Source organism: Campylobacter concisus (genome assembly GCF_902460715.1).
In the GTDB taxonomy this organism is placed as follows: domain Bacteria; phylum Campylobacterota; class Campylobacteria; order Campylobacterales; family Campylobacteraceae; genus Campylobacter_A; species Campylobacter_A concisus_AK.
Window position 1 is genome coordinate 165,237 of sequence record NZ_CABPUX010000003.1, and the last position, 26,089, is coordinate 191,325.

29 protein-coding genes are annotated in these 26,089 nt (G+C 39.8%); 25 read left to right on the plus strand and 4 right to left on the minus strand.

The window, feature by feature from the left end; genetic code table 11:
* Positions 1-61 precede the first annotated feature (61 nt).
* Positions 62-757 (plus strand): dUTPase, encoded by a 696-nt coding sequence (gene dut, locus F3G91_RS09565; RefSeq protein ID WP_009294967.1) that lies wholly within the window; start codon positions 62-64, stop codon positions 755-757.
* On the plus strand, positions 754-1,494 hold the full coding sequence (locus tag F3G91_RS09570) for an EI24 domain-containing protein (protein WP_149701422.1): 741 nt from the start codon (positions 754-756) through the stop codon (positions 1,492-1,494). The genes dut and F3G91_RS09570 overlap by 4 nt, the downstream gene beginning before the upstream one ends.
* Before the next feature lie 17 nt (positions 1,495-1,511).
* Here F3G91_RS09570 and F3G91_RS09575 read toward each other — a convergent pair whose 3' ends face one another.
* Positions 1,512-2,033: an ATP/GTP-binding protein gene (locus tag F3G91_RS09575; RefSeq protein WP_149701423.1), complete on the minus strand. Its 522-nt coding sequence runs from the start codon at positions 2,031-2,033 to the stop codon at positions 1,512-1,514.
* 84 nt (positions 2,034-2,117) lie between these two features.
* Between F3G91_RS09575 and F3G91_RS09580 the strand changes: the two genes are divergently transcribed.
* The 5 genes from F3G91_RS09580 to F3G91_RS09600 all read left to right on the plus strand — a co-directional run bounded on the left by F3G91_RS09580 (position 2,118) and on the right by F3G91_RS09600 (position 9,774).
* Entirely contained in the window at positions 2,118-2,486 is a 369-nt protein-coding gene (locus F3G91_RS09580) for an L-arabinose ABC transporter (protein WP_223227868.1), read from the plus strand.
* A complete protein-coding gene (locus tag F3G91_RS09585; RefSeq protein WP_149701424.1) occupies positions 2,487-2,894 on the plus strand; it encodes a pyridoxamine 5'-phosphate oxidase family protein in 408 nt (135 codons plus the stop codon).
* Between the two features lie 293 nt (positions 2,895-3,187).
* Entirely contained in the window at positions 3,188-8,215 is a 5,028-nt protein-coding gene (locus F3G91_RS09590; RefSeq protein WP_149701425.1) for a retention module-containing protein, read from the plus strand.
* 111 nt (positions 8,216-8,326) lie between these two features.
* Positions 8,327-8,920: a LemA family protein gene (locus tag F3G91_RS09595; protein ID WP_149701426.1), complete on the plus strand. Its 594-nt coding sequence runs from the start codon at positions 8,327-8,329 to the stop codon at positions 8,918-8,920.
* A complete protein-coding gene (locus F3G91_RS09600; protein WP_149701427.1) occupies positions 8,920-9,774 on the plus strand; it encodes a TPM domain-containing protein in 855 nt (284 codons plus the stop codon). Before F3G91_RS09595 ends, F3G91_RS09600 begins: the two co-directional genes overlap by 1 nt.
* A gap of 351 nt (positions 9,775-10,125) precedes the next feature.
* Here the strand turns inward: F3G91_RS09600 and F3G91_RS09605 are convergent, their stop codons facing one another.
* Entirely contained in the window at positions 10,126-10,311 is a 186-nt protein-coding gene (locus F3G91_RS09605; RefSeq protein WP_149701428.1) for a hypothetical protein, read from the minus strand.
* 103 nt (positions 10,312-10,414) lie between these two features.
* Between F3G91_RS09605 and F3G91_RS09610 the strand changes: the two genes are divergently transcribed.
* From F3G91_RS09610 to F3G91_RS09695, 18 genes are read left to right on the plus strand one after another with little or no spacing between them, the layout of a single operon-like run.
* Positions 10,415-11,098 carry an ABC transporter substrate-binding protein gene (locus tag F3G91_RS09610; protein ID WP_149701429.1) on the plus strand — a complete coding sequence of 228 codons (684 nt, stop codon included), beginning with the start codon at positions 10,415-10,417 and terminating at the stop codon, positions 11,096-11,098.
* Entirely contained in the window at positions 11,079-11,600 is a 522-nt protein-coding gene (locus tag F3G91_RS09615) for a 4'-phosphopantetheinyl transferase family protein (RefSeq protein WP_149701430.1), read from the plus strand. The genes F3G91_RS09610 and F3G91_RS09615 overlap by 20 nt, the downstream gene beginning before the upstream one ends.
* A 25-nt stretch (positions 11,601-11,625) precedes the next feature.
* Positions 11,626-12,003, plus strand: a complete 378-nt coding sequence (locus F3G91_RS09620; protein WP_223227869.1) for a hypothetical protein — start codon at positions 11,626-11,628, stop codon at positions 12,001-12,003.
* Positions 11,990-13,156 carry a beta-ketoacyl synthase N-terminal-like domain-containing protein gene (locus tag F3G91_RS09625; RefSeq protein WP_149701431.1) on the plus strand — a complete coding sequence of 389 codons (1,167 nt, stop codon included), beginning with the start codon at positions 11,990-11,992 and terminating at the stop codon, positions 13,154-13,156. The genes F3G91_RS09620 and F3G91_RS09625 overlap by 14 nt, the downstream gene beginning before the upstream one ends.
* Positions 13,153-13,596, plus strand: coding sequence for a hotdog family protein (locus tag F3G91_RS09630; RefSeq protein ID WP_103598008.1), 444 nt, complete (start codon positions 13,153-13,155; stop codon positions 13,594-13,596). The genes F3G91_RS09625 and F3G91_RS09630 overlap by 4 nt, the downstream gene beginning before the upstream one ends.
* Complete coding sequence (fabG, locus tag F3G91_RS09635; protein ID WP_149701432.1) at positions 13,589-14,308, plus strand: 3-oxoacyl-ACP reductase FabG; 720 nt, start codon at positions 13,589-13,591, stop codon at positions 14,306-14,308. Before F3G91_RS09630 ends, fabG begins: the two co-directional genes overlap by 8 nt.
* The gene (locus F3G91_RS09640) at positions 14,308-15,561 is read left to right on the plus strand and encodes a beta-ketoacyl-ACP synthase (RefSeq protein ID WP_149701433.1); all 1,254 of its coding nucleotides are present in this window, start codon (positions 14,308-14,310) and stop codon (positions 15,559-15,561) included. The genes fabG and F3G91_RS09640 overlap by 1 nt, the downstream gene beginning before the upstream one ends.
* Positions 15,562-15,573: 12 nt before the next feature.
* Positions 15,574-15,990 (plus strand): excinuclease ABC subunit A, encoded by a 417-nt coding sequence (locus F3G91_RS09645; protein ID WP_149701434.1) that lies wholly within the window; start codon positions 15,574-15,576, stop codon positions 15,988-15,990.
* The gene (locus F3G91_RS09650; protein ID WP_149701435.1) at positions 15,990-16,658 is read left to right on the plus strand and encodes a beta-ketoacyl synthase chain length factor; all 669 of its coding nucleotides are present in this window, start codon (positions 15,990-15,992) and stop codon (positions 16,656-16,658) included. Before F3G91_RS09645 ends, F3G91_RS09650 begins: the two co-directional genes overlap by 1 nt.
* Positions 16,585-17,394, plus strand: a complete 810-nt coding sequence (locus F3G91_RS09655) for a lysophospholipid acyltransferase family protein (protein ID WP_223227870.1) — start codon at positions 16,585-16,587, stop codon at positions 17,392-17,394. The genes F3G91_RS09650 and F3G91_RS09655 overlap by 74 nt, the downstream gene beginning before the upstream one ends.
* On the plus strand, positions 17,378-17,635 hold the full coding sequence (locus tag F3G91_RS09660; protein WP_107714081.1) for a phosphopantetheine-binding protein: 258 nt from the start codon (positions 17,378-17,380) through the stop codon (positions 17,633-17,635). The genes F3G91_RS09655 and F3G91_RS09660 overlap by 17 nt, the downstream gene beginning before the upstream one ends.
* A gap of 2 nt (positions 17,636-17,637) precedes the next feature.
* A complete protein-coding gene (locus F3G91_RS09665; RefSeq protein WP_103573561.1) occupies positions 17,638-17,883 on the plus strand; it encodes an acyl carrier protein in 246 nt (81 codons plus the stop codon).
* Complete coding sequence (locus tag F3G91_RS09670) at positions 17,873-18,418, plus strand: COG4648 family protein (protein WP_149701436.1); 546 nt, start codon at positions 17,873-17,875, stop codon at positions 18,416-18,418. The genes F3G91_RS09665 and F3G91_RS09670 overlap by 11 nt, the downstream gene beginning before the upstream one ends.
* Positions 18,408-19,964 carry an AMP-binding protein gene (locus F3G91_RS09675; RefSeq protein WP_149701437.1) on the plus strand — a complete coding sequence of 519 codons (1,557 nt, stop codon included), beginning with the start codon at positions 18,408-18,410 and terminating at the stop codon, positions 19,962-19,964. The genes F3G91_RS09670 and F3G91_RS09675 overlap by 11 nt, the downstream gene beginning before the upstream one ends.
* Entirely contained in the window at positions 19,961-21,571 is a 1,611-nt protein-coding gene (locus F3G91_RS09680; RefSeq protein ID WP_149701438.1) for a glycosyltransferase family 2 protein, read from the plus strand. The genes F3G91_RS09675 and F3G91_RS09680 overlap by 4 nt, the downstream gene beginning before the upstream one ends.
* Positions 21,568-21,996, plus strand: coding sequence for an acyl-CoA thioesterase (locus F3G91_RS09685; protein WP_188116831.1), 429 nt, complete (start codon positions 21,568-21,570; stop codon positions 21,994-21,996). The genes F3G91_RS09680 and F3G91_RS09685 overlap by 4 nt, the downstream gene beginning before the upstream one ends.
* Positions 21,993-22,511 (plus strand): LolA family protein, encoded by a 519-nt coding sequence (locus F3G91_RS09690; protein ID WP_149701440.1) that lies wholly within the window; start codon positions 21,993-21,995, stop codon positions 22,509-22,511. The genes F3G91_RS09685 and F3G91_RS09690 overlap by 4 nt, the downstream gene beginning before the upstream one ends.
* On the plus strand, positions 22,508-24,736 hold the full coding sequence (locus F3G91_RS09695; RefSeq protein WP_149701441.1) for an MMPL family transporter: 2,229 nt from the start codon (positions 22,508-22,510) through the stop codon (positions 24,734-24,736). The genes F3G91_RS09690 and F3G91_RS09695 overlap by 4 nt, the downstream gene beginning before the upstream one ends.
* Before the next feature lie 47 nt (positions 24,737-24,783).
* On the opposite strand, the gene F3G91_RS10620 is transcribed toward F3G91_RS09695, so the two are convergent.
* Positions 24,784-25,290, minus strand: coding sequence for a pectate lyase family protein (locus tag F3G91_RS10620; RefSeq protein ID WP_262974810.1), 507 nt, complete (start codon positions 25,288-25,290; stop codon positions 24,784-24,786).
* Positions 25,265-26,029: a pectate lyase family protein gene (locus F3G91_RS10625; RefSeq protein WP_262974811.1), complete on the minus strand. Its 765-nt coding sequence runs from the start codon at positions 26,027-26,029 to the stop codon at positions 25,265-25,267. Before F3G91_RS10625 ends, F3G91_RS10620 begins: the two co-directional genes overlap by 26 nt.
* Positions 26,030-26,089 lie beyond the last annotated feature (60 nt).

Sequence of the window (26,089 nt, forward strand, 5' to 3'; positions counted from 1 at the left end):
CTTGTCGCTTAAGCATTAATTGTTTTTTGTTATAATCATTTAAAATTTAAAAGGTTTAAAAATGGATGAAAGAACTATTGTTTTAGAGATGTTAAAGATGCAACAAAGCCTAAATGACGAGACAAACGGGCTTGGTTGGGAAAATGGCTATACAAATAAAAATAAGCTAATCAGCTGGAGGCGCTGCATATATATGGAGTGCGCTGAGCTCATTGATAGCTTTGCTTGGAAGCACTGGAAGAGCATAGATGCTAAGACTGATGAGCAAAATTTACGCATCGAGGTTGTCGATATTTGGCACTTTATAATGAGCCTAGCGCTGCAAATTTACAAGGCAAAGCAGCTTGGTGATGTTGAGACTTTAGCTGATGATATCTGCCAGTCAAGTGGCTTTAGCGACTATTGCAAAGAGCCATTAAAGGTCGAGGATGAGAGCATTTATGAGATCATGAACGACGTTGAGATGCTTATACATGAGTGCAGCGGCTTTGACTATGACATCTTTGATATTTTTAAAATTTATTTCTCAATGTCTTTAAAATGTGGGGTAAATTTATACTCGCTTTATGAGTGCTACATAGCTAAAAACGTGCTAAATCGCTTCCGTCAAAATAATGGCTACAAAGAGGGCAGCTATAAGAAAATTTGGAACGGACGCGAAGATAACGAAGTGATGAGTGAAATTTTATCAAATGGCGTTAGTAAGATCGATGAAATTTACGCCGCACTTGAGCGTGAGTACAAAAAGGTAAAATGATAAATCTTCTTCGACTTGGCTTTAAAGACTTTTTTACAGCCAAATTTATAACGCTATCTATCTTGCCACTTTGTCTTAGCATACTTTGCCTAGCTTGGCTAAGCATCTGGGGAGGTGGCGAGATATTTGACCTTTTAAGTGATGGCGCTAAAAACGAAAATTTCGCCTTTTTAGAGTCAAACTCGACGCTCTCTTTTATAGCTATTAAAATTTTAAGCTTTAGCGCTACAAAGTGGATAGTTAGCATACTTTTTTACGTCTTAAGCACCTTTTTAACGATCATCATTAGCATCGTGATCGCCCTAATCGTAGCTGGCTTTTTAACGCCAGTCGTGGCTAAAGAGATAAACAAAAGGCACTACAACTACGTGCTTAAAAGCGAGGCTAGCACAGCTAGAGTGCTAAAGGTGATGATGGTTGAGATATTGAAATTTCTTGGGATCTTGCTCGTTTGCTTGCCACTTTTATTTGTACCATTTGTAAATTTTTTCATCATCAACGTGCCGTTTTTTTACATCTACTACAAACTTTTGCTAATAGACGTTGGCTCAAACACACTTGATAGCGATAAATTTGAGCTAGCGTTACTTGAAGGCGGTGGGGTTAAATTTATAGCTTTTACGCTTTTGTTTTATCTCATCTCGCTTGTGCCGCTTGTGGGATTATTTTTTCAGCTTTATTTTGTGATAGTTTTGTCGCACCTCTTTTATCAAAGAGAGGCGCTAGTTAAAATTTAGAGCCAAAAGCTCTAAATTTATGCGTAGTAAGATACTTTTTTGCTCTCATCAAGCAATGTGTCAAATAGCCTTTTTGTCGCACTTAGTAGGTCTTTATTAGCATCATTTTTAGCTAAAAGTTCGTCAAACATCTTTAGCATATTATCATTTATGAAATTTTTATGATCCATATCTTTTGCGTCAGGCAACATCTGTTTGATCTTGTTTGAAAGCTCACTGATGCTTTGGCTGCTACCTGCGATCTTGTCGCCCTCTTTTACGTTTTTCATAAACTCATCAACCTGTGGGCGAATTTGCTTCATCGCCTCTTCGATCTCTTTCATATCTTGCTCGTCTATGCCGTTGCCTTTATAGGCAAACTCATAGCCGTATTCGTGCGTTAGAGTTAGGCTTCTTTGGCTTGAAGTGCCATTTTTTTGACTTGAAAACTCTAAGTTTTTGTTGTCATACATAGAAAAGCTTATCTCATCGCCTGAGCTAGTCTTCATCGAAAAGCTCATGTTGTTGTAGCTTCCTTGAGAGTAAAAATTTGTTTGCATTTTTAAATCCTTTTGAGGCTAAATCGGCAAATTTTTAATTTCATAAAGCAAAATTTTGTAAAATGCGTCAAAAAAGGACGGGCGATGTGTTGTTTTGGGACTAGGATCTTTTTGCTGATGCTTACCACTGTTTTAAGCTTCGTTTTTGCTAAGCTTTGCCCTGTTTTGCCAGTCGTTGGCTACTACTTGATACTTGCAAATTTACTTGCCATTTTGATGTTTTCACTATTTTTTAAAGGGCTTTTGCCAAGCTTTGTAAAGGTAAATGCGATCCACTATTTTTCGCTAATTGGTGGCTTTTTTGGAGCATTTTTAACAATGCTCATTTTTAAAAAGGTTGCAAAAGATAAATTTACTCTAATAGAGCTCATTATTTTTACGCTCTGGGTGCTGATAATCGCCGTAATCATCTTTAAATTTCAAACCATTCTTGACATTTTTAGGGGAATTTAGATGGATGAGAGGATAGTTAAATTTTTAAAAAAGATGCATCTTGCAAGCGTTTGCGCCATTGATGATGATGGGCAGCCTTACGCTTTTAGCGCGTTTTACGCCTTTGATGAGCTAAATTTTTGCCTTTTGCTAGCTAGCTCTGATGAGAGCTCACATATCAAATTTTTAAAAAACTCAAAGCTTGTTGCTGGCACGGTCGCTCTTGATACAAAGATCGTTGGTAAGATAGAGGGCGTGCAGTTTCAAGGAACGATGAGAGAGGCTAGCGCAAGTGAGCGAGAAATTTACTTTAAAAGATTTTTTTACGCAAAAGCGATGGATGCAAAAATTTGGTCTATAAGCCTTGAAAAGGTTAAATTTACGAGCAACACTCTAGGTTTTGGCAAGAAAATTTTTTGGCAAAAGTAGCTAAAAATCGCATAATATTTTCGTGTTAGCTTAAAAGATGCTCTTTCTTAAGGCGTTCAGAATAACGCTTTTATGAAACGAAAGGTACATGTACCATATAAAAATTTTTTTAAAAATTTTTTACACAAAAGTTACACAAAATGCCTTTTTTAGGGGTAATTTTAAAAATATTAAAGTGTGATAAAAGAGTATTAAATAACTAAAAATAAACTTAAATTTACCCAAATTTTACTTAATATCCCCAGCCTCACTCTTATTATATAATCGCCGAAAAAATTATTAAGGAGAGTTTTATGGCTAAAGAAGCGGGTGTAGTAAAATCGCTAAGTGGCAAGGCGGTCGCAGTTGATCAAAACGGAAACGAGAGAGAGCTAAAAGTTGGCGACATCGTTTATATGGGTGAGAGTGTCAAAACTAGCGATGCAGCCGACAAAGTAACTATTGTTGCAAATAACGGCAAAGAGCTAACTGTACTAGGTAGTGACACGCTTTCTTTAAATCCAAATACGATAGGTGCTGAGGGCTTAGCTGATATAAGCGCTTTGCAAAATGCTATTTTAAATGGCGGTGATCTAACAAAGCTTGAAGAGACTGCTGCTGGCGGTAACGCTGCTGCTGGTGGTGGAGATGGCGTTAGCCTTGGCGAAGCTAGATTTGCTGAGGGTGGTCACTACTCTAACATCAATGAAACTTATAGAAATTTAACTGATACGAACAGAGCTTTTGCTTCATACGATAGCCCAATAGGTGGCTACAATGATGGCAACGATGGTGATAATGGTGCTGGCGCAAATGTTAATATAATCCCAGGTGCTCCAACTGTTAAATTCCTCTATGACTTTGATGGCAACCACACTTTAAGTAGAGTAGAGCATGGAAATGACACAAACATAAATACATCTAAAGTGCGTATAACAGTACCAAATGACGGCACAGTAAGAGCTGGTGATATACTAAAAGTCACTGTAACTGATCCAAATGGTAATGAAACAACAACAAACATAACCATCACTCCATCTATCATAACTAATGGCTATCCAATAGATGCACCTGTAGAGCCAGGTAAAAACTCAAAAGTAGAAGCAAGCGTTACAAATTTCCAAGGTAACACTGGTGGCAGCAGTGAAGATCACGTAACTCCTACAAAATCAAGCGTAAGCGTTGAATTTACAGAAGATAGAAATAACGATAAATTTTTAACTTATACAGAAAACAACAATGACAACAAACAAAATGAGTCACCAGTACTTATAAAAGTAAGTGATGTTATCCCTGGAGATAAACTTCACATTACTCTAACAAAACCAGATGGTACTACTGAAAATAGAGAAGTTACTATCGATCAAAATATAATCAATAATGGCTACAAGATAGACAATATGCCAGTTGCTGAGGGTAAAGTTTCAAAAGTAGATGCTTATGTTACTGATAGCACAAACTCTAGCACTTGGAAGAGCGATGTAGCAACTGATGATGTTACTCCAGATGTAAGACCAACTTTGACATTTACTGAAGATCATGACAATGATGGTGGTATAGATGACTGGGAAAATAGCAAAGATGGTAACTTTAGAAGCACAACTGTTGAAGTTACACTTCCAAAAGATGTTGTAGCAGGCGATAAAGTTGTCATAACCTACGTTGATCCACTAACTAAACAAAATACAACAACAGAAGTGCCTCTTACACAAGCAGATGTTGATAACCATAAGGTAAATACATCTTTACCAGTCTTCCCTGACGTATGGAACTATGCAAGTGCTCATGTCGTAGCTGCAGATGGCACACCAAAGAGTGCAGAGTCTAATAAAGATAATGTAATACCAATCGGCAGAAACATGGAGATAAAATTTATAGAGCAAGATACTCTTCATGAAATTTCAAGACAAGAGAGTATGGACGAGCACGAAGTAAATAAAACAACAGCTCTTATAAGACTTCCAAACAAAATAGACAATGGCGATACACTTACACTTCATATAAATGAGCCTGGAAAAGCACCATATGATAGAAATTTCACTATAAATATGAATGATAAAGGTGAGGTAACAAGTATAACAGAGATCGGCAATGGCGGACAAAATTTCCCATTGACAAAAGAGAGCTTTAATCAATACTCATTTGAAGTACCAGGCTTTGAACTAAGAAATGGACAAGATACGACTATCAAAGCTAGCATCACAAACATGACACCAGGCAGACATACAGATATAAATGAGCCAGAAGTTTCAGCTAGCTTAGAGCATGTAAAAGCACCTGAGGTTATCTTTGATGAGGCGCATAACTCAAAAACTATGAGCAGAAAAGATTCAGCTAGCGACCATGATGAATTTAACACAACTGCAACTATCAAGATCCCTAAAAATGCAGTAGATGGCGATAGGATCGAAGTTAAGATCACTGAGCCACAACTTGACGGCACAACTAAAGATAGAACGCTTAAATTTAATGTTCATAAAGATGCTTCAGGCGTTAAGATAACAGATGAGGATGGCAATAATGTAGCAGTAAGCGACAACGGCTTTAAAATTTCTCATGTTGGTACATTAACAGGAGCTGAGACTAAAATTTCAGCTACTATCATCGATAAAGATGGTATTCAAAGTGCTACTGGCACAAATAGCGTAAGCGTAACAGAGCTTGATGACTCTGGAATTTTCTTTGGTGAAGACATTGATGCTAATACATCTATCACAAGAGATGAGAGCATGAAAGATAGTGATCTTCATAAGACAGATCTAAAAATAAAAGTGCCAAATAACGTGATAACTGGCGACAAGATGATACTTGAGGTTAAAGCTGATGGCAACATAACTTTACAAAAAGAATTTGCTATCACAAGAAATGGCAATAGCATTACTCTAACAGATGGTACTAATACTATAACAGCTGATAGCGATAATAAAATCACAGTACCAGGCATAGTAATAGGCGAAGGTAAAAATACTGAGGCTAAGGCAACATTTACAGACGCTAAAAATCATGCAAAAACCATAGTAACAAATCATGCTACCCTTGAAAATCTTCACGATGATATGACTGTTATATTTAAAGAAGATAAAGACTTTAACGGAATTTTAAATAGAGATGAAGCAAGTTCAGATGGTGTTTTAGATAAAACCACAGCTACCATAAAACTACCAAGCAATGTTGTAGATGGTGACATACTAGAGATAACTACAAGCATAGAAAATGGCACACCAACTACCACAAGACATACTATCCATAAAGACGCTCATGGCAATATCACAGTAGATGGTCTAAATGTGGTTGGCAATAAAGCTGTTGAGTATACTGTGCCGCTTGAGGAAGATAAAAAAAGCAAGGTAAGTGCAACAGTTAGCGATGCAACAGGTGTCGATAAGGTAGAAGCTGGTAGTGATATCACACTTGATGCTGATGGTGATGGCAGTACAAATTTCTATGTACTTATCGATGAGGACAAAGATAGAAATGGCAAACTAAGCAGAGACGAGGCAAACTCAGATGGTAAGGTTAAAGAGACATCTGCAACCGTATCTCTACCAAGTGGCGACCTACATACAGGTGATACATTTACTGTAAAAGTAAATGGCGTGCCAACTATATATAAAGTAACTAGTAACAATAGCCACGTGCTAACTATAGAAGATAGACCTGGGCACAATGTGCCTTTAGCACCAGGTAACTTACTAAAGATACCTGGTATCGCAGTGAGTGTTACAAATCCTGCTAAGGTTGAAGTAGAGATACCTAATGTCACACCTAAATCAGCAGAGGCGATACTAGAGCCTATAAACAATAACGAGCTAAGCGTAATTTTCAACGAAGATAATGCTAATAGAAACAATGAGCTAAGCAGAGATGAGGCTATATCAGATCACAACCTAAAAACTACAACAGTAAGCGTAAAAGTACCTTACAACGTTGTAACAGGCGATCACGTAAAAGTTGAGTATGTTGATCCAAATACTGGTATCCTAGGAAGTAGAGAATTTAAAATAACTAAGACAAATGGTGTAATCACTGCTACAGATATAATAAATGGTGGAAGACCACAAGATATCACAGAAAGCAACACTATCAAAGTAGATAATATCCCTATGAAGCCAGGTGAGAAAACAAAGGTAGATGCGACTATAACTACTCAAGATGATCAAACAGCACATGCTGACGCAGAGGCAAAACTAGCACAGCTAAGCAGCAAAGGTCTAAGTGTAAGCATAGCAGCTGATGCAAACGACAATGGCACTATCACAAGAGATGAGACAAGTAGCGATACTTCAAAAGTAAGTGTATCTCTCCCTGGTAGCGTAATAGCTGGCGATAGCATAAAAGTTGAGATCACAAATGCTGGTAGCACAACGCCTGTGACTAAAGAATTTAAAGTCTTTAGCAAAGATCCACTTGGCAATATCGTACTAGAAAATCAAGCTGATCACAGCAAAATCACTCTTGAAAATGGCAAGCCACTTGAGCTTGATGCAGCTATCGCAGTAGGACAAGAGACAAAAGCAAAAGTCACTCTATCTGACGGAACAACTACTGTAAGCGCAGAAGATCATGCAAAAGTCGAGATGGACGCTATAAGAGGTATGCAGTTTAGCGAAGACGGCAATAGAGATGGACATCTATATGGCAATGAAAACTTTGGCGACAATAACAAAACTCAAGATACAACGCCAGTTAAAATTTATGTTAGCGATGATGCAAGAGCGGGCGATACAGTTGAGATCAAATACACTGATCCAGACAATCACGCTCAAACAAAGACAGTAAATCACGTGCTAACAGCTGATGATATGAGCAAGGGTGTATTTGAGCAGCTACTAGACATCAACGCAAGATCAGCTTATGATCTAAAAGTAGATGCTACGCTTAAAATTCCAGGTGGTCTTGTAAATAAAACTCACAGCGATAAGCTTCACATAGAGCTTGAAGACTTTAGGATGGATTATGATCCAAGCAAAGTGATGAAAGGTGGAGAGGGCACATCTGATACGATCGTCTTTAGAGATACTTCTCACGTAGATCTTAGCAACGTTGCTGACCTTAACACAAAAGTTGAGAGCATCGAGAGGATCGAACTAAAAGGCAACTCTGAGATCAAATTTGACGCAAAAGATATCTTTGCTATGACTGATAACATCAACACTATCCTTAAGATAAGAGGCGATAGCACTAGCAAGGTAGATATAAAAGGTAAGTGGCATGAAGATTCAACAGTAAATGCTGACTTTGGCTCAAAAGGCTATACAAGCAACGATACTGTAAATGATCAAGCTGGAAACGCTCATACAGTACATATTATCATTGAAGATAAGATCCAAACAGACCTATAATCCCCAAAAAAGTGAGTGCACTCTAAGCACTCACTTCACTAACCTAACTTCAAATTTACATCATTTTTTAAGCCTTATTTTACTAATATCACCCCTTTTAAAGGAGAAAATATGAAAAATTTAATAGCCATAGTTGTGGTCATCACCGCACTTGTTTTTGGCGCTTTCAAATATGCAAATTCATTTGTCGTGCTTGATGAAAACACCAACGAGAAGTGGTCTCAGGTGCTAAATCAATACAAAAGAAGAGCCGATCTGGTGCCAAATTTAGTTGAGACCGTAAAAGGCTACGCAGCTCACGAACAAAAGGTCTTTGAAGACGTGGCAAACGCAAGAAGCAAGAGCATGCAAGTAAGCATCGACGCAAGCAGCCTTAGTGACGAGGCAAAGGTTAAAGAATTTATGGCAGCTCAAGGTCAGCTAGGCTCCGCACTTGGCAGGCTAATGGCAGTTAGCGAGAGCTATCCAGAGCTAAAAGCAAATCAAAATTTCCTCTCACTCCAAAGCCAGCTTGAAGGCACTGAAAACCGCATAAGCGTAGCAAGACGCGACTACATCGAGGCTGTAAAAGAGTACAATGTAGCTCTTAGAAGCTTTCCTGGTAAATTTATAGTAGGCATTTTCTACCCAGAGATGAAGCCAAAACAAGGCATCGAGGTTAGCAGCGAAGATATGAAAAACCCAAAAGTTTCGTTTGAGAAATAATGAAAAAAATCATTAGCCTTTTGCTCTTTGCATTTTACTTTTGTTTTGCTCTAAATTTCAATGAGCAGATCAACGATGAGGCTCATATTTTTTCACAAAACGAAAGAGATGAGCTTTTAAGCTTAGTGCAAAATTTCGAGCAAAACAGCACCACGCAAATCGCCATAGTGACTTTAAATTCGCTTGAAAGCAGGAGCATTGAGGAGCTGTCTCTTGAGATCGCTAGAGGCTACAAACTAGGTCAAAAAAAAGATAACAACGGTGTGCTTTTAGTGGTCGCTCCAAATGAGAAAAAGGTCCGCATCGAGGTTGGATATGGTCTTGAAGGGGTGCTAACTGATGCCGTAGCAAGCGAGATCATAAATAGTGTGATGATACCTGAATTTAAAAATGGCAAGATGAGCGAAGGCGTGAAAGAGGGCGTTTTGGCGATCATAAAAGCAGCTAGCGGCGAGGAATTTAGTAGTAAATCCGGCCTTAGCGACTTGCCTTTTGGCGTGTTTGCCTTTTTTGCTGGCATGCTCTCTTGTTTTGCCTCTGTGATCTTTGGCAAATTTTTTATGCGAACTGGTTTTAGTACGTGCTTTGCTGGACTTGTATCAACCGCACTTGAGCAAGGATTTGGCGTGCAAAACTACCTTATCATTTTTGGCGTTTTTGCCTTTATATTTGCGGTATTTTTTCTAATATTAAAAGACGTTTTTAAGAGAAATAGCCAAGGCGGCTCTTTGCCAATGGGCTTTAGACGAGGTAGTTCAGACTCAAATGGTGGCGGTCGCTCAAGTGGCAGAGGAGGCGGCTTTAGTGGCGGTGGCGGTGGTTTTGGCGGAGGCGGAGCTAGCGGCAGCTGGTGAAATTTGCCTGCCTTAAAAGTAAATTTATTATGCTTTGCAAATTTTAAAATTTGAAAAAACTGTGCGAAGCACAGCAACCTCTAACGTGCGAGGGGTTTGGGGGATTTAAAAAGGGGGATAAGGGGACGGCCTCGTAACTCGAGTCCCCTTGTCTCCCTTTTGGATAAAAGAGTTTTTAAATTTAAGGTCCGTACTTTTAAAAGAGAAATTTGCCATTTTGTAAATTTTAAACTCTCATTCACTCGCAAGAATTGACTACTAAAATTTGGCTTCGCTTATCGCTTAGCTCAAATTTTAGAGCCGAAATTACTCGTTCATGAAATTTTAAAATTCGCGTGACACTCACCTGATTTAACAAGGCAAATTCGCAAATTTTAAAATCTTACTCACTCGCCTTAGCAGACTACTAAATCTAGGCTGCACTTCGTTTAGCACTAAATTTAGAGCTGTGATATGCTCGCTCATAAAATTTTTAAATTTGCTTTTTTGGAGTAAAACGCATGCGGTGCTTCGCATAAGTTTTAATCTAAAATTCACTATTTTTCTTTCTAAATTAAGATATCATTTTATTGATTTTAGACCCAGCATTTGCATATAAAAGCTAAATTTCTTAAAATATGCCAAAAAATTAGGAGCAAAAATGCTATCAGGCGAGCTACTTAAAAGCCATTTTGCTAAATTTGATCTAGCGGCGATGCTTAGTGAGTTTTTTGAGCAAAGGCATTTTGATAAAGAAAAATTTAAAGCACTTAAGCAAGACGGTTTTAAAAGCTTAGATAAGGGCCAAAGGGAGGAGCTTCTTAAAATAGCAGGTTTTAAGGCGCATATTGACGCGAAATTTCAGGGCTTTTTGCGTGAGCTGATGCAAAGTAAGATCCTCGTTGTAAGCGGCGTGGAGTATAAATTTAGCGAGCTTGAAATTTACACCTGCTTTGATGCAAACACCTACAAAAGATCGTGCGAGGCGGGCGAAATTTACTTTCACAACTTTGGTTTTGACATCTCTTTTAAGAGTGAGCCAGCGCTTTATGGCGGCATTTTGGTAAGGAGTTTAAAGGCATTAAAAGAGCGAAATTTCATCTTTGGACCAAGAAAATGTGCCTTGCATATCTTAAATAGCAAAATAAGTAATTTAAATTTTGATCTAAAAGAGGCTGATTTTAGAGAGTATGAGGTCTCTTTTACGCCAAGGATTAGATCGTTTAAAGATGAGAGCGAGCTTCAAAATGACGCTTTAAGGGCGGTTAGTGGCGAGTTTAGAGGGGCGCTTGAAAGTGCAAAAGAGTATAAAAAAAGAGTTGAAAATGCCTATAAAAAGGGGTGAAATTTATCTTTTTATCGGCTTTGATGCTGAGAAATTTAGCCCTAAGATGCTCTCAAAAAAAGATCGCAGAAAGCTAAAAAAATATCCAAATTTAGCAAATCAAAACTCATTTAAACTTTCTCGCTATTTAAAATTTAAAGCAAAAAAACGGGGCAAAATTTGCCTCTCTCACAAAGAAAATATCGCTGTTTTAGCTATCTCAAAAGAAAAAGTTGGCGTTGATGTGGAGGAGCTAAAGGAGCGAAATTTTGACGGAGTGATCAAATTTTGCTTTAACAAAAAAGAGAGCGAAATTTACGCAAACGCCAAAGACAAAATGCAAAAATTTTATGAAATTTACACCGCAAAAGAGGCTGTGATAAAAGCCAAAAATTTAGCCTTTAGTGACCTTGCTAGCGCTAAATTTGACGAGATGAAGAGAAGATACTTGATTATTAATAATCTATTTATCATTTGCCTTGCATTTAAGCATTGCAAAGATATAATTGTTAAATTTTTATGATTTTAGAACACTAAAAAGGCAAAAAGTGCTTGTAAAAAAGATAGCTATGATCCTTGCAGTAACGCTTCTAGCTCTTGGCTGTGCGAAGAAATTTGATGCGCCAAAGCTGGCTGATTTTAGCTTAAAGGCATTTAAGGTTAGTTCATCAAAAGGACCGCTAATGCTCTATGTGCAAAATAGTGAGAATGAGTATAAATTTAGCCTTGTAAATGCACTTGGCGCACCAGAAGCTAGGCGAGTTTTAAAGGACGGCACATTTATAAATTTAGGCTTCTTGCCACCAAATAGCGCCTACAACGAGCTTTTTATCAAGGTGCTTGAGATGATAAAAGATGAAAAAAATGAGCAAAAATTTATGATAGATGATCAAATTTATGAGGTAAAAAGCGTTGATCTACGTTAGCAAACCAGCCATTATCAGCGCCGCAGGCAGCGGTAGTGATGAAAATTTAAGCTCGCTTTTAAGTGGCAAGAGATTTTTAAGCAAAAGCTCTGAATTTCACCCACAAAATGAGTTTTTGGTTGGTAAATTTAATGGCGAGTTGCCAGAGTTTGCTAGCAGCACAAAAGAGCACTTCAAAACTCGCACAAATGCTTTGCTTTTAAGCACGATGCTAGAGATCGATGCTGAGATAAAAAGAGCTATCAAAAAATATGGCAAAAGCCGAGTGGGAGTAGTTCTTGGCACTACAACAAGCGGCGTTGAGGAGAATTTCGAGTCATTTAAAGGCTATATCGCGACTGGATTTTTTGATAAAAGTAGGTTTGACATAAACAGAAACTGCCTTGCAAACGTGGCCGAGTTTGTGAGCGACTTTTACGAGCTTAGCGGTCCAAGCTACTGCGTATCGACTGCGTGCACCTCGGGTGTTAAGGCGGTCATAGAGGCAAAAAGGCTCATTGAAAGCGAGCTTTGTGACGCAGTCATTTGTGGCGGAGTCGATAGCCTAAATACACTTACGATAAATGGTTTTAACTCGCTTAGCATCCTAAGCAGCGCCCCAAGTCAGGCCCTTTCTAAAAATAGAGAGGGTATAAATATCGGTGAGGGAGCTGGGCTATTTTTACTAAGCCGTGATGAAATTTCAAACGTCGTAGTCGCTAGCTCTGCCTCAAACTGCGACGCTTTTCACATGACGCAGCCTGATTTTAGCGCTAAAATGGCGGTAAATTGCATAGAGAGCGCGCTAAAAAGAGCTGGCATGTGCGGCGTGGACTATGTAAATTTGCATGGCACCGGTACGCAGGCAAATGACAAAATGGAGGCAAAAGCTGTAAATTTAACACTTGGCGCCACCTTTGCAAGCACGCTAAAACCACAGATCGGTCACACGCTTGGGGCTGCTGGAGCTATTGAGAGCGCCATTTGCGCCATGCTTTGCATGAAAGAAAATAGCACTTTGCCACCACACGTTTATGACGGCGAGTATGATGAGAGCTTGGAGGCTATAAATTTAGTAAAAAGCGGCACGAAATTTGACGTAAAAACGGCGATGTCGCTATCTTTTGCCTTTGGCGGAGATAATGCCGCGATAATATTTAAAAGAGTGAGATGATGATAAGTGATTATTTGCCGCACAGCAGCGCCATAACCCTGATCGATGAAATTTTAGAATTTATCCCTTGCGAGAGCATAAAAGTAAGAAGCGTGATAAATGAGCAAAATCCCTTTTTAGAAGAGGGGAGATTTCACACGCAAAAGGCGATAGAGATGATGGCTCAAAGTCTTGGGATCTACGACTCAAAGATGCGTGAGCTAAGGGGCGAGAAGGCGATATTTGGCTTTTTGCTTGGTAGTAGAAAATTTGAAATTTTTAGGCCATATTTTAAAGTGGGCGATGAGATAGTGATCATCTCAAAGTGCTCCATTCAAGATGAGAGTGGATTTGGCGTTTATGACAGCGAGCTTTTTGTAAATGGTGAGCTTGGCGCAAGGGCGGTTTTAAACGTTATGAGCCCTGATGAAGAATTTGTAAAAAAGGCACTTAGTGAGTAAGAGAGTATTGATAACCGGATCAAGTAGGGGTATAGGGGCTAGCATCGCTAGGCGCCTTGCTAATGAATACGAAGTGGTGCTTCACGCAAGAAGTAAGAGCGATGAGCTTTTAAAGATGGCTAGCGAGCTTGGGGCTAAATTTATGACATTTGACGTGGCTGACACTGCTGCGGCAAAAGAGGCCATAGAGGCCGACATGGAGACAAATGGCGTCTATTACGGCGTTATTTTAAACGCTGGTATAACAAGGGATAATACCTTTGTTGGGCTAAGTGACGAAGAGTGGTTTGACGTGATAGATGTAAATTTAAATGGCTTTTACAACGTCCTAAGACCAGCGCTAATGCCTATGATAAGGGCTAGAAAGCCAGCTAGGATAGTGACGCTAAGCTCTGTTTCAGGGGTCATTGGCAACAGGGGTCAGGTGAATTACTCAGCTAGCAAAGCTGGCATCATAGGTGCTAGCAAAGCCCTTGCAGTCGAGCTTGCCAGCAGAGGCATAACAGTAAACTGCGTGGCACCTGGGCTTATAAAGACAGATATGAGCGAAGAAATTTTAAATAGCGACTTTTTAGATGAGGTGCTAAAGGCCATACCTGCAAAAAGAGCTGGAGAGGCAGATGAGGTGGCAGGACTTGTTAAATTTCTACTAAGTGGCGAGGCTAGCTACATCACTAGGCAGGTTATCGGCGTAAATGGAGGACTTTGCTAATGCGTGTATTTGTCACAGGTATCGGCGCAGTCAGTGCTTTTGGCAACAGCTGGGATGAGATGAGGGCTAAATTTCTTGAGGGCAAAAATGCCGTGAGATATATGAGCGAGTGGGAGGGCTATAAGGAGCTAAACACGCGCCTAGCAGCACCCATCATAGACTACAAACACCCACAGGAGTGGGATAGAAAACAGCTAAGAAGCCTTGGCAAGGTCTCATGTTATAGCGTGCACGCGGCCGGACTTGCTTTAAAAAATGCTGGTTTGCTAAATGGCGAAGAGTTGCAGGCTGCAAATTTAGACCCAAGCGTGCAAGATGGCAGGATGGGTGTAGCTAGTGGCTCAAGCACTGGTAGCACGGACTCTATCCTTGACATGGCAAAGCTAGTTTTGGACATGGATAGCGGCTTTAACGCAAATACCTACATAAAAATGATGCCTCACACCACAGCGGCAAATATCGCGCTATTTTACTCACTAAAAGGGCGTATCATCCCTACATCTTCGGCATGTACGAGCGGCTCACACGCCATTGGCTACGCGTATGAGAGCATAAAAAATGGCAGTATAGATATGATGCTAGCTGGTGGGGCTGAGGAGCTTTGCGTGAGCGAGGCATACGTCTTTGACAAGCTCTACGCGACTAGCGTCAAAAACCACGCGCCAAATTTAACCCCAACGCCATTTGAGAAAGATAGAGATGGCTTGGTGCTTGGCGAGGGAGCTGGATTTTTAGTGCTTGAAAGCGAAGAGAGCGCCTTAAAAAGAGGAACTAAAATTTATGCTGAGGTCGTTGGCTTTGGCTCTACGTGTGATGGCACGCACATCACTAGACCACAAAGTGCTACTATGAAAGCGGCGATGAGCTTAGCGCTCCGCGCGGCAAAGCTGGAGCCAAAAAGCATAGGCTACGTAAATGCCCATGCGACTGCGACAAAACATGGCGATATAGCTGAAAGTATCGCTACAAACGAGCTTTTTGGAGAGGGCATCGCCATTAGCTCGCTTAAGAGCTATCTAGGTCACACGCTTGGCGCTTGTGGTGGGCTGGAAGCGATAGCAACTATCATGATGATGAGAGAAGAGCTATTTTTCCCAACTATAAATTTAAACGTAACTGATCCTGAGTGTGCAAAGCTAAACTACTTAAAGGAGCCAACGCCGATAAAGACAGACTTTGCGATGAGTAACAACTTTGCATTTGGCGGTGTAAATACATCTTTGATATTTAAAAGAGTAGATAACAAATTTTAAAAAGGATATAAGATGAAAAGATTAGTTTCATTAGTTGCCGTTTTGGCATTTGCCTCAAGCCTTAGTGCTAGAGATGACGTGAAGTATCACTCGCTGGACTTCTTAAAGGGCCCAAAGGCTAAAGAATTTTTGCTACCAAATGTTAGCGTTAGCTTTGGCACAGGCTACACAGGCAACATAATCGTTAAAGACCTAACAGCCAACAAAAAGACAAATGGCTTTAACAAAAGCGACGAAGAGGCTTGCCAGATCGCACTTCTCTCTGCTATCAAGACATTTCAAGAAAGAGCGGTGAAAGAGGGCGGCACGAAGGTTGTAAATTTGACTGGATATTACAAAAAACAGCCATTTAACTCTAAAACTCAGTTTCAGTGCGGCAGCGGTTCTTTGATGTCTGGCGTCACACTAAGAGGCGACATCGCGAAATAATGAAATTTCAAGTTGATTTTTATGACGCGATAGCTTACGGCGAGATCAGCGAGGATCTAGCGAGATACAAAAAAGAATTTGATCTAGCAAAGATCCCGCCTATGCAAAGAAGGAGGCTAAGTAGTGCTGCAAAGTGCGCTTTTAGCCTGCTTAGTGGCTTTGAGATGATCGATATGCCAGTCATTTTTAGCTCTTATGAAGGTGAGATAAATCGCTGTTTTGAGCTAGAAACTACGCTAGCAAAGGCTGAGCCACTATCGCCAACATCGTTTTCGCTCTCTGTGCATAACGCTATCTCGTCGCTTCTAAGCATCGAAGCTAAAAATCACAATGAAATTCTAGCCATCTCATCATTTAGCCCAGTCGAAGATGCGCTGCAAGCTGCGTTTTTAAGGCTAAATGACGGATACGAGAGAGTGCTCATCCTTGCCTATCATGAGTCGATATCGCAGAGCTATTTTGATGAGAAAAAGCCATCATTTATGTTAGCGCTCGTCGTCTCAAAGGCAAAAGATAAGAGAGTTTTAACTCTAAAAAGAGTGGAAAAAGAAGAAGAAATTTCAGAAAATTTACTGCAAAGCTTTATCGTAAATTTTGACCCAAATTTGGCAAAAACGTGGCAAAGTAGCAGTCATTTCGCGTCTTGGAATTTTAGCTATGAGCCTTAAAATTTTAAGAGCTGGATTTTTATTTTTCTTTTTTGCGCTAATTTGCATAAGCGGCGACCTTTTACTAGTGCCAGTCGTGCTTTTGGGGCTAAATAAATTTAAATTTATGCAAAATTTATGCCGAGATCTAGTTAGAGTTTCTTGGGGATTTTTTATAAAAGTTACTAAAATTTGTGGATATCTTGACTATAAATTTGAGCTTATAAAGCTAAATGGCGGCTCAAATTTAGTCATCGCAAACCACCCTTCGCTACTTGATGTGGTCTTTTTGGTCTCAAAATTTAAAAGGATAAACTGCATCGTAAAGGGCGAGCTTGGCAAAAATATATTTTTATTTGCGGCTATTAGGGCGTGCAACTACATACCAAACACAAATAACGAGGAATTTTTACAAAAAAGCGTAGATGTTTTAAAAAGTGGCGAAAATTTGCTCATTTTTCCAGAGGGTACACGCACGAAAGAGGAGATCATCTTTCATAAAGCGGCCGCATATATGGGCATAAAAGGCGCGTCTAACGTGGTTTGCGTGGGTATAAATATGGCTCCAAGAAGCCTTAGAAAAAATGAGCCATGGTACAAAACGCCAGATGAAAAGATAAAGTACGTCTTTAAGGAGCTAAAGAAATTTGAAGTTAGCAAGTTTTTAAAAGATAGGCCAAGTCCCGTAAGGGCGAGGGCGCTACACGAAGAGATAAGTAAAATTTATAAGGAGGAATTTAGTGAAAGAACTAGTTAATGATATAAAAGAGCTGATCATCACAAGCTTAAATTTAGAGGATATGAAGCCAAGCGATATCGACGAGAACGCGCCGCTTTTTAGCGAGGGTCTTGGGCTTGACAGCGTCGATGCGCTAGAGCTCGGGCTTGCTGTACAGAAAAAATATGGCCTCGTGCTTGACTCAAAGACAGCAAATTTAAAAGAGATATTCTTTAGCGTATCTTCTCTTGCAAAATACATTTACGAAAATAGGAAATAACAATGAGCGAAGTAGAAATTTTTGAAATTTTAAAGAAGGCTTTGATCGAGCTTTTTGAGATAGACGAGGGCAAGATAAAGCCTGAAACTAGGATATATGAGGACTTGCAGATAGATAGCATAGATGCTATTGATATGATTGATTACATCAAGCGCCAAACTGGTTATAGACTGATGCCAGAGGACTTTAAAAACGTAAAAACGCTTGATGATATCGTTAAAGCCGTAGCAAAGAAATTTGAAGCATAAGATAGTAAAAGTAGCGCTAGTTTTAGCAAGCATCGCCTACCCTTTGGTGCTATTTTTTTGGCAAAAGGGTGCAACTCTTATCTTTTGCGCTCTTTGCGCTCTTTGGCTGGCTAGGGCTTATTTTGAAAGCGCTAAAACAAGGCAGGTTTGCTTAGCGGCTGGGCTATTTTTTGCAGTTTGTGCTATTTTTAGAAGTGTAAATTTAGCGCTTTTATACCCAAGTATCGTAAGTCTTGGCTTTTTGGCGGTATTTTTTTACAGCTTAAAAGGCGAGGCAGTCATAACAAGGCTTGCTAGGCTAAAAGAGAAAAACATAGACGAAAAAGTCGTTAGCTACACAAGAGGTCTAACTAAAATTTGGTGCTGGTTTTTTGTTTTTAACGCAGCTTTTGCCTTTATTTTGGCGCAGTTTGAGGATAAAATTTACTGGAGCATTTACTGCTCATTTGTATCTTATATCTTGATGGGAGTTTTGTTTTTTGGCGAAATTTTATATCGTAAAATTTTTATTTTAAAGAGGGAAAATGGATTTTAAAAAGAGCCTAAAGGCATTTAAATTTGTGGACATTAGCAAGGATCTTTACGAGTACGCGGCTACTTTTGGGGCAAATTTAAAAGAGAAAAATTTAAGCGAGATAGAAATTTATTTAAGCCAGAGCTTTGAGTTTTGCGCAGCTTTTTTTGGAGCGCTAGCTATTGGCGTAAAACCTATCTTGCTTGCAAAGCCGATATATAGCGGGGATAAATTTGTCATTAATGATGAAAATTTTGGTGATTTTTTAGACTTTAGTAAGAGCATGGAGCTAAAATTTGATCAAAATTCTACATTTTTTCTCCAGACCTCAGGCTCAAGTGGAGCTAGTAAAAATATCCAAAAAAGCCTTGGCGCGATGATAGATGAGGGGCTATTTTTAAAAGATGAGCTGGGATTTGGCGAGGGTGATAAATTTTTTGCTAGCGTCTCGCACCAGCACATGTTTGGCCTTACATTTAAAGTATTTTTGCCGCTCATCTCTGGCGCAAAAGCCGTTAACAAGGAGCTAAACTACCCAGAGGCGATCTTTGAACTAGACCTTACAAATTTAACCTTCGTAACAAGTCCAGTCCTGCTTCAAACGCTAGTTTTTAGCCCAAGAGCGGCTGAAATTTCAGGGCTAAAAAACATCATCTGCGCAGGCTCAGCGCTAAAGAGCGAGCTAAGAGCAAAGATAGAAAGCTTAAGTAGCGCTAGGATAATTGAAATTTATGGTAGCACCGAAACTGGCATAGTTGCTAGAAATTTAGGCGATGAGCTCTTGCTTTTTAGCAAGGTAAAGGCTGGTCTTAGCGAGGAGGAGGCGCTAAATGTGAGCTCGCCTTGGTGCGATTTTTTCCAAACTAGCGACTGGGCGCAGATAGATGGCAGCAGGCTCACGCTAAAGGGCAGGATCGATAGGATCGTTAAGCTAAATGACAAAAGGGTCAATCTAATAAGTATCGAAAATAAGATGTTTGAAAGTGGCCTTTTAAAAGACTGCTACTGCGACACGCATCCTAAATTTAAGCGTCTAGCTGCGCTTTTGGAGCTTAGCGAAGAGGGTGTGAAGCTCTTTAGAGATAGTGGCAAAAAGGGCGTTGTAGCAAGGCTAAATGAGCTTTTAAGGCCTGAGTTTAAAAATAGCGTTAGGTATTTTAAGATCGTTAGTTCGCTTTGTAAAAACGCTCAGGGCAAGTTTTTAAAGGCAAATTTTAAGCTGCTTTTAGAAAAAAACGAGGAGCTTTCTTGGGAGAAAAGTAGCGAAGATGGCGTTTATAAATTTAAGACAAAGCTTAGCCCAGCACTTGGCATTTTTATGGAGCATTTTCCAAATTTACCGCTTTTGCCTGGCTTTGTGCAGCTTGATTTTGTGTTTAAATTTGCAAGAGAGCTTGGCGCAGAAATAGGCGATCAATGCGTGGTGGAGAATTTGAAATTTTTAAAATTTGTAAGGCCAAATGACGAACTTTGCATAGAAATTTCTCAAAAAGATGAGAAGATTTACTTTGAGATATTTTGTAACGGCGCTAGAAGTGCTTGCGGTAGGATAAAGTTGGGCTTATGAAGACGCTCTTTCTCATACCATTTTACAACCATCCAGAAAAGATCAAAGCCCTTTGTGAGGCGCTTGCAAGATATGATCTACACATTTTAATAGTCGATGATGGCTCAAACGAAGCTTCAAAAAAAGCTTTGCGAAATTTGAGCGAATTTGGTGTAGAAATTTTAACAAGAGCGCAAAATGGCGGCAAGGGAGCTGCGCTAAAAGATGGCTTTAAACACGCTTTGCAAAATGGCTACACGCATGCGTTTCAGATCGACGCTGACTTTCAGCACGACATAAGCGAGGTAGCGGAGTTTTTAGAGCTTAGCAAAAGATATCCAAGTGATCTAATAATGGCTGATCCAATTTATGGCGAAGACGCGCCAAAATCGAGGTTTTATGGCAGAAAGATCACAAATTTTTGGGTCAAGATCAACACTTTAAATTTTGACATCAAAGACGCGATGTGTGGCTTTAGAATTTATCCTCTAAAAGAGCTTGAGAGTGCGACCCTCCAAAGTAGCTCAAACAGGATGGAATTTGACATGGAGATCTTGGTAAATGCCGTGAGATCTGGCGTAGAGATCAAGTGGATAGCGCTAAAAGTGAGCTACGAAGCTGGCGGTGTTTCGCACTTTAAAATGCTAAAAGATAACGCTCTAATAAGCTTAATGCATGCAAGATATTTTTTTACTTTAGTGCCATTTTTGCTTGGCAAAGCCTTTAAAGGACAAAAATACGCATGGTGGCAAAAGGGCGAGAGATCGAATGAATTTTTTCTTAGAGTTAGCCTATTTTTAACTAGAAATTTGCCTATATTTCTCATAAAACCTATCGTTATCATCGTCGTTTGCTTTTACTATCTCTTTTCAAAAGTTGAGAGAGAAAATATAAGAGAATTTCTTTTAAATGTAGAGAAATTTAGCGGTAAAAAGCCGACCACTGGCGTTTTTAGTAACTTTTACGACTTTGGCATAGCAATATGTGATAAATTTCGCATCTGGCAAAATGGCGTGCTTGAAAGTGAGCTAGAGCTTAGTAAATTTAACAGCATAAAAGATGAGTTTGAAGCTTCAAAGCGTGGTAGGATCGTGCTTACAAGCCATCTTGGTAATGTAGAAATTTGCAAGGCGCTCTCACTTAGATCGCCAAATTTTCGCATGATCATCTTGGTTTATAGCAAGGGTAGTGAGAATTTTTATAAAATCTTAGAGCAGATCAGCAAGGGTCAGATCAAATTAATAAGCGTTGAAAAGCTTGACGCGGCCGCGATGATGCAGCTAAAAGAGGCGGTTGAAGATGGCGTAAATATCGGCATAATGGGCGATAGGACGCCGCTTAATGGAGATAAATTTATAAGGCTTAGCTTCCTTGGCAAGGAGGCTAAATTTAACTACGGGCCATACCTGCTAGCTGGCATTTTAGGAGTAAAAGTGAGCGCGCTTTGGTGCATAAAAAAGGGCGATAAATTTGACATCGAGCTAAGCGATATCGCTGATGAGATAAAGCTTAGCAGAGACCGCAAGGCAAGCGTCTTGCCATACGTGCAAAGCTATGTAAGGCAGCTTGAAGAAAAAGCGTGCAAGAACCCATCGCAGTGGTTTAACTTTTTTGATTTTTGGAGATGAGAGTGGAAATTTCACACGTTAGTACGTTTAAAGTGGCGTTTTTTGACGTTGATAGCATGGAGGTGATGTGGCATGGAAACTACGTCAAGTACCTAGAAATGGCGCGTTGCGAGCTACTTGACAAGCTAGGATACAACTACATTGCTATGAAAAAAGATGGTTACGCCTTTCCTATCGTGAAGCTTGACGTAAAGTACGTACGCCCAGCCTTTTTTAACGACGTCATAAAGGTCACGACGACGCTTAGCGAGTGCGAAACGTTTTTGAAATTTCACTACCTTATAGAAAATGAAAAGGGCGAAAAACTAAGCGAGGCAAATACAGCCCAAGCTGTCATCGAGATGAAGAGCTTGCAAACTTGCTTTGAGATGCCAGAAGCCCTAAAAAAGGTGCTTAAAGCCTACAATGAAAAGGAGAAAAGATGAGAAAAATAGCTCTTTTTTTAGCCATTTTTATATCTTGCTTTGGCTACGAGCTGGGTGAGCTTAAAAATATAGTAAAAACAGATGGCGTAAGCGGAAATTTCACGCAGACAAAGAGTCTGGCTGGCTTTAACAAAAGCATAAAAAGCACGGGCGAGTTTAGGCTAGAAAAGGGCGGTCTTTACTGGGATACGCTTGAGCCTGTTACTTCAAAGGTTTTTATAAATAAAGATGGCATTTTTAAAAACGAAAATGGCAAGCTTGAAAAGACAACGGCAAATTTTGACGAGAAGCTCTTTCTTGCTATCATCAGCCTCGATGAGAACGAGCTTAGGAAAGAATTTGATATAAAAACAAGCGGCAGCCTAAAAGAGTGGAGCATAGAGCTAAGTCCTAAAAATTTACTCTTTAAACAAATTTTTAAATCCATAAAGATAAGCGGCGACAAGGCGGTAAAAAAGATCGAGCTTGATGAGATAAGCGGCGATAAAACGCTAAATGAGTTTAGTATAAAATGAAAAAACTAGCCACGATCTTGGCTTTTATCTTTGTTTTTTTGTGCTCGCTTGGATATTCGCTTGCGAGCCTAAAAAACGTCCAGACTGACATCTTTTCGCTGATAAATTTCAAAGACGCCAAAGAGGCAAAGGTGCTAAAAGAGGTGCAAGATGAGATGGCGTCAAATTTTTTAGTACTTGTAAATTCCAAAGATCTAGCCAAAAACGTACAAAGTCTAGCGCTTAAAAGCTCGCTTTTTAAGAGCTTTGAGGTGAACATTGACGTAAATTTAAATGATATAAAAAGTGACATCAACCGCTCAAAGATTGCTCTTTTAGGTAGGGCTGATCTGGAGCTTTTAAAAAGTGATAAAAACGCCTTTTTTAAAAAGCGAGCGGAGGAAATTTTTAATAGCTTTAGCTTTAGACTTTTAAATGTAAATGATGATTTTTTCTCGCTAAGTAGCGGCTTTAGCGCAAAAAATGGCAACGCGAGCTTAAATTTAGCAGATCTCATGCTTGAGGTAAAGGACGGCAAAAAGAGCTTTTTCTTGCTAAAAGGCGAGCTAAAAAAGGGGGCTTCGAGTGAGGGACTAATAAATTTTTATAACGAGCTAAATGCGCTAAAAGTTGGGCAAAACGAGCTTTTTGTACATTCAAGTGCGCTTTATCAGGCATTTTCAAAGCAAAAAAACGAGAGCGAGAGCCTTTATATGAGCGTGGTCTCGCTTAGTTTGACCGCTATATTTTTGATGCTTGCTTTTAGAAATTTGAGAATTTTTTATGTGATATTTATCGCTGCATTTGGCTTTAGCGTGGCATTTGCAGGTACTTTGCTCTGTCTAAATGAGCTAAACATCCTTACTATTTTAATAAGCACGAGCCTAATTGGCCTTATGTTTGACTACGTCTTGCACTGGCTTAGCAAAAACGAGGGTGAAGCGATCAGGGCTAGCAGCATAAAAAATATGCTAAAAATTTTCTTGCTAGGCCTATTTATCACACTTAGTGGCTATCTTGCTTTTACCTTTTCTGATCTTAGGCTGCTTAAAGAAGTGGCGCTATTTTCGGCATTTGCGCTAGTTGCTGCGTTTTTAGCTAGCTACTTTTTCATGCCTTTAGTCTTTGAAGGGGTGAAATTTTATAGATCAAAGATTTTTGACGCGTTTTTAACTAAATTTTGTGATCTCTCAGGCGCGGTTGCAAGGCATTTGGGGGTTAAATTTCTAGCTATCTCGCTTACTTTGCTAGCTATTTTTCTTGTTTTTGATCTTAAAAATTTATCAAAAAGTGAAAACGTAAAAGACTACTCAAATATGCCAAAGAGCCTGCTAGCGGACTCTTCTTATATCTTAAGCCTAACTGGCAACAACCAAAACACGATGATAGTGACAAGATCAAGAGGCGACATTTTGGGAGTTGAAAAGAGCCTTTTAGATGAGCTAAAAAAGAGAAATTTGATAAAAGATGAGAGCTCGCTAAGCGATATGTTTTTAAGTAAAAGCGAGCAGGCTGAGCTAAAAGAGGCCTTTAAAAAGGCGCTTGATGATGAGCAAATTTACGCGATTTATGAGAAATTTGGCTTTAGTAAAGATGAAGTGCGAAGTGAAATTTTAAAGGTTTTGAGCGAAAAAGAGCTTAGCGTGAGTGAAATTTTAGCTTTAAAATCGATGAAGGATTTCAAGAAATTTGTCCTTGATGAAAATGCAAGTGTGGCTTACGTGAGTGGCTTTGTAAAAGGGGCGGCAAGCGATGAGGTGCTAGAGCGCCACAACGCTTTTAGTCTAAATTTCGCTAGCTCACTAAATGAGAGCCTAACTCAGGCAAAAGAGCTTGCACTAAAGCTAAAAATAGCAGCGCTTCTGGTCGCGTTTTTACTGCTTTGGTTTTATTTTAGTGCGCTTATCTCGGCACTTGTGATGGGCGTTATCATCTTTGGCGTGCTTCTTACGCTCTTTATCTTTGCTGTTTTTGGCGTAAATTTAAGCATTTTTGGCGTCTTTGGGCTCATACTTGCAAGCGCTGTGGGGATTGATTACATGATATTTGCGCTAAATGAGAGCCTTAGCGAAAAAGAGCGAATTTATGGGATATTTTGCGCATTTATCACGAGTTTTATCTCGTTTTTCACACTCTCTTTTAGCCAGACCGCCGCTCTTAGCGTCTTTGGACTAAGCGTTAGCCTTTGCGTGCTGATATATGGGCTATGTGCTAGCGTTTTGGCTTGCAAAAATATAAAAATTTAGCTTTGTTTTCACACCCCAAGCGTTTTGGCTAGCTCGGGGCTTTGTTTTTATTTTATAACGGCTAGTTTGCCTGTGCCTGCGTTTTTATTTACCTCGTTTTGGACGTTTGAGGCTTGGATAAGTTCAAATTTATATGGTGGCTCAAATGGCGGCTTAGTTAGCTTTTCGCAAACGCTGCCCTTTTTAGAAAGGTCTATGTTGCCGCTTTCAAAAATGGTGCCTTTGTTACATTTGTAGCTTATCTTGACGCCTTTTGCAAAGTAGTTGTTTTGAGCGTATATTAGCGAGCCAAAACGCACGCCAATGGCGTATTTTTGGTCATAAAAGCCATCTTTTGAGTCGTAAAAGTTGTTATAGACGTGCACCTTTGCATTGCGTGCCATAGGTAGGCGTTGCGCGCAGTTGTCGAAAATGTTATGAGCGACCGTTATCGTCCTTGTTTCGCTGCTGCCGTCTGAGTCTCTTGAGCCTATTAGCATCGTTTTGTCGTGGTTTTCAAAGATGTTGTGCGAGATCGTGATAGCCGCACTATCCCCCTCGCACAGCTCCGTCATAGGTTTGCCATTTTGTAAGCTCTCCGCCTGCTAAATGCACATGGCTAAGCTCAACAGTGTCCTTAAAATGGCAGTGATCTACCCAGATGTTTTTGCTTGATTCTATGCTAATGCCGTCATATTGCGCGTTAAAGCCGTCATTTTTTTGTATATCTGGAAATGGATCAAAAGCATCTTCGATCAGCATGTTGCGGATCGCGATATTTTGGACATTTTTTAGCAAAAGTGAGCCACCTTTTATGCCTGAGTTTTCGCCTAGGCCGATTATCGTGGTATTGCTAGCTACTGGCACTACGATGAGCTTTTTGTATTCGTTGGCTAAATTTTTGCGAAGCGCTGCTAGCTTTGGATCTTGCGAACCATCTAAATTTGCATGGCATGAAGCGCCGTAAGCCTGCATAAATTTAGTATAAGTGTCAAACTCGCCACCGCTAATCTCACTTATAAATTTATCCAGCCCATCGCTATTGCCATTTTGCGGGATCTTGCCTTCGCTAAGGTCTATGAGCCCATCCACATAGATGACGTAACCACCAATTTGAGCGTATTTTACGAGCTCTTGCCTATCCTTTACGACGACTTCTTTGCTCTCTTTGCCGGTATATCCGCCAAAATTTTGCTCTGCTCCAATGCTAGCGTAACCAAAGGGCGAGTCGCTTGCTTTTATCTCGCCCACCTGTGCCTCAGCGCCAAATGCAAATAACGCACTAATGGCGAGTAACAATATCTTTTTAAACATCTTTAGCCTCCTAAATTTGGCTTTTTATTTTTGATATTTTATTGTGAATGTCGCTGTTAA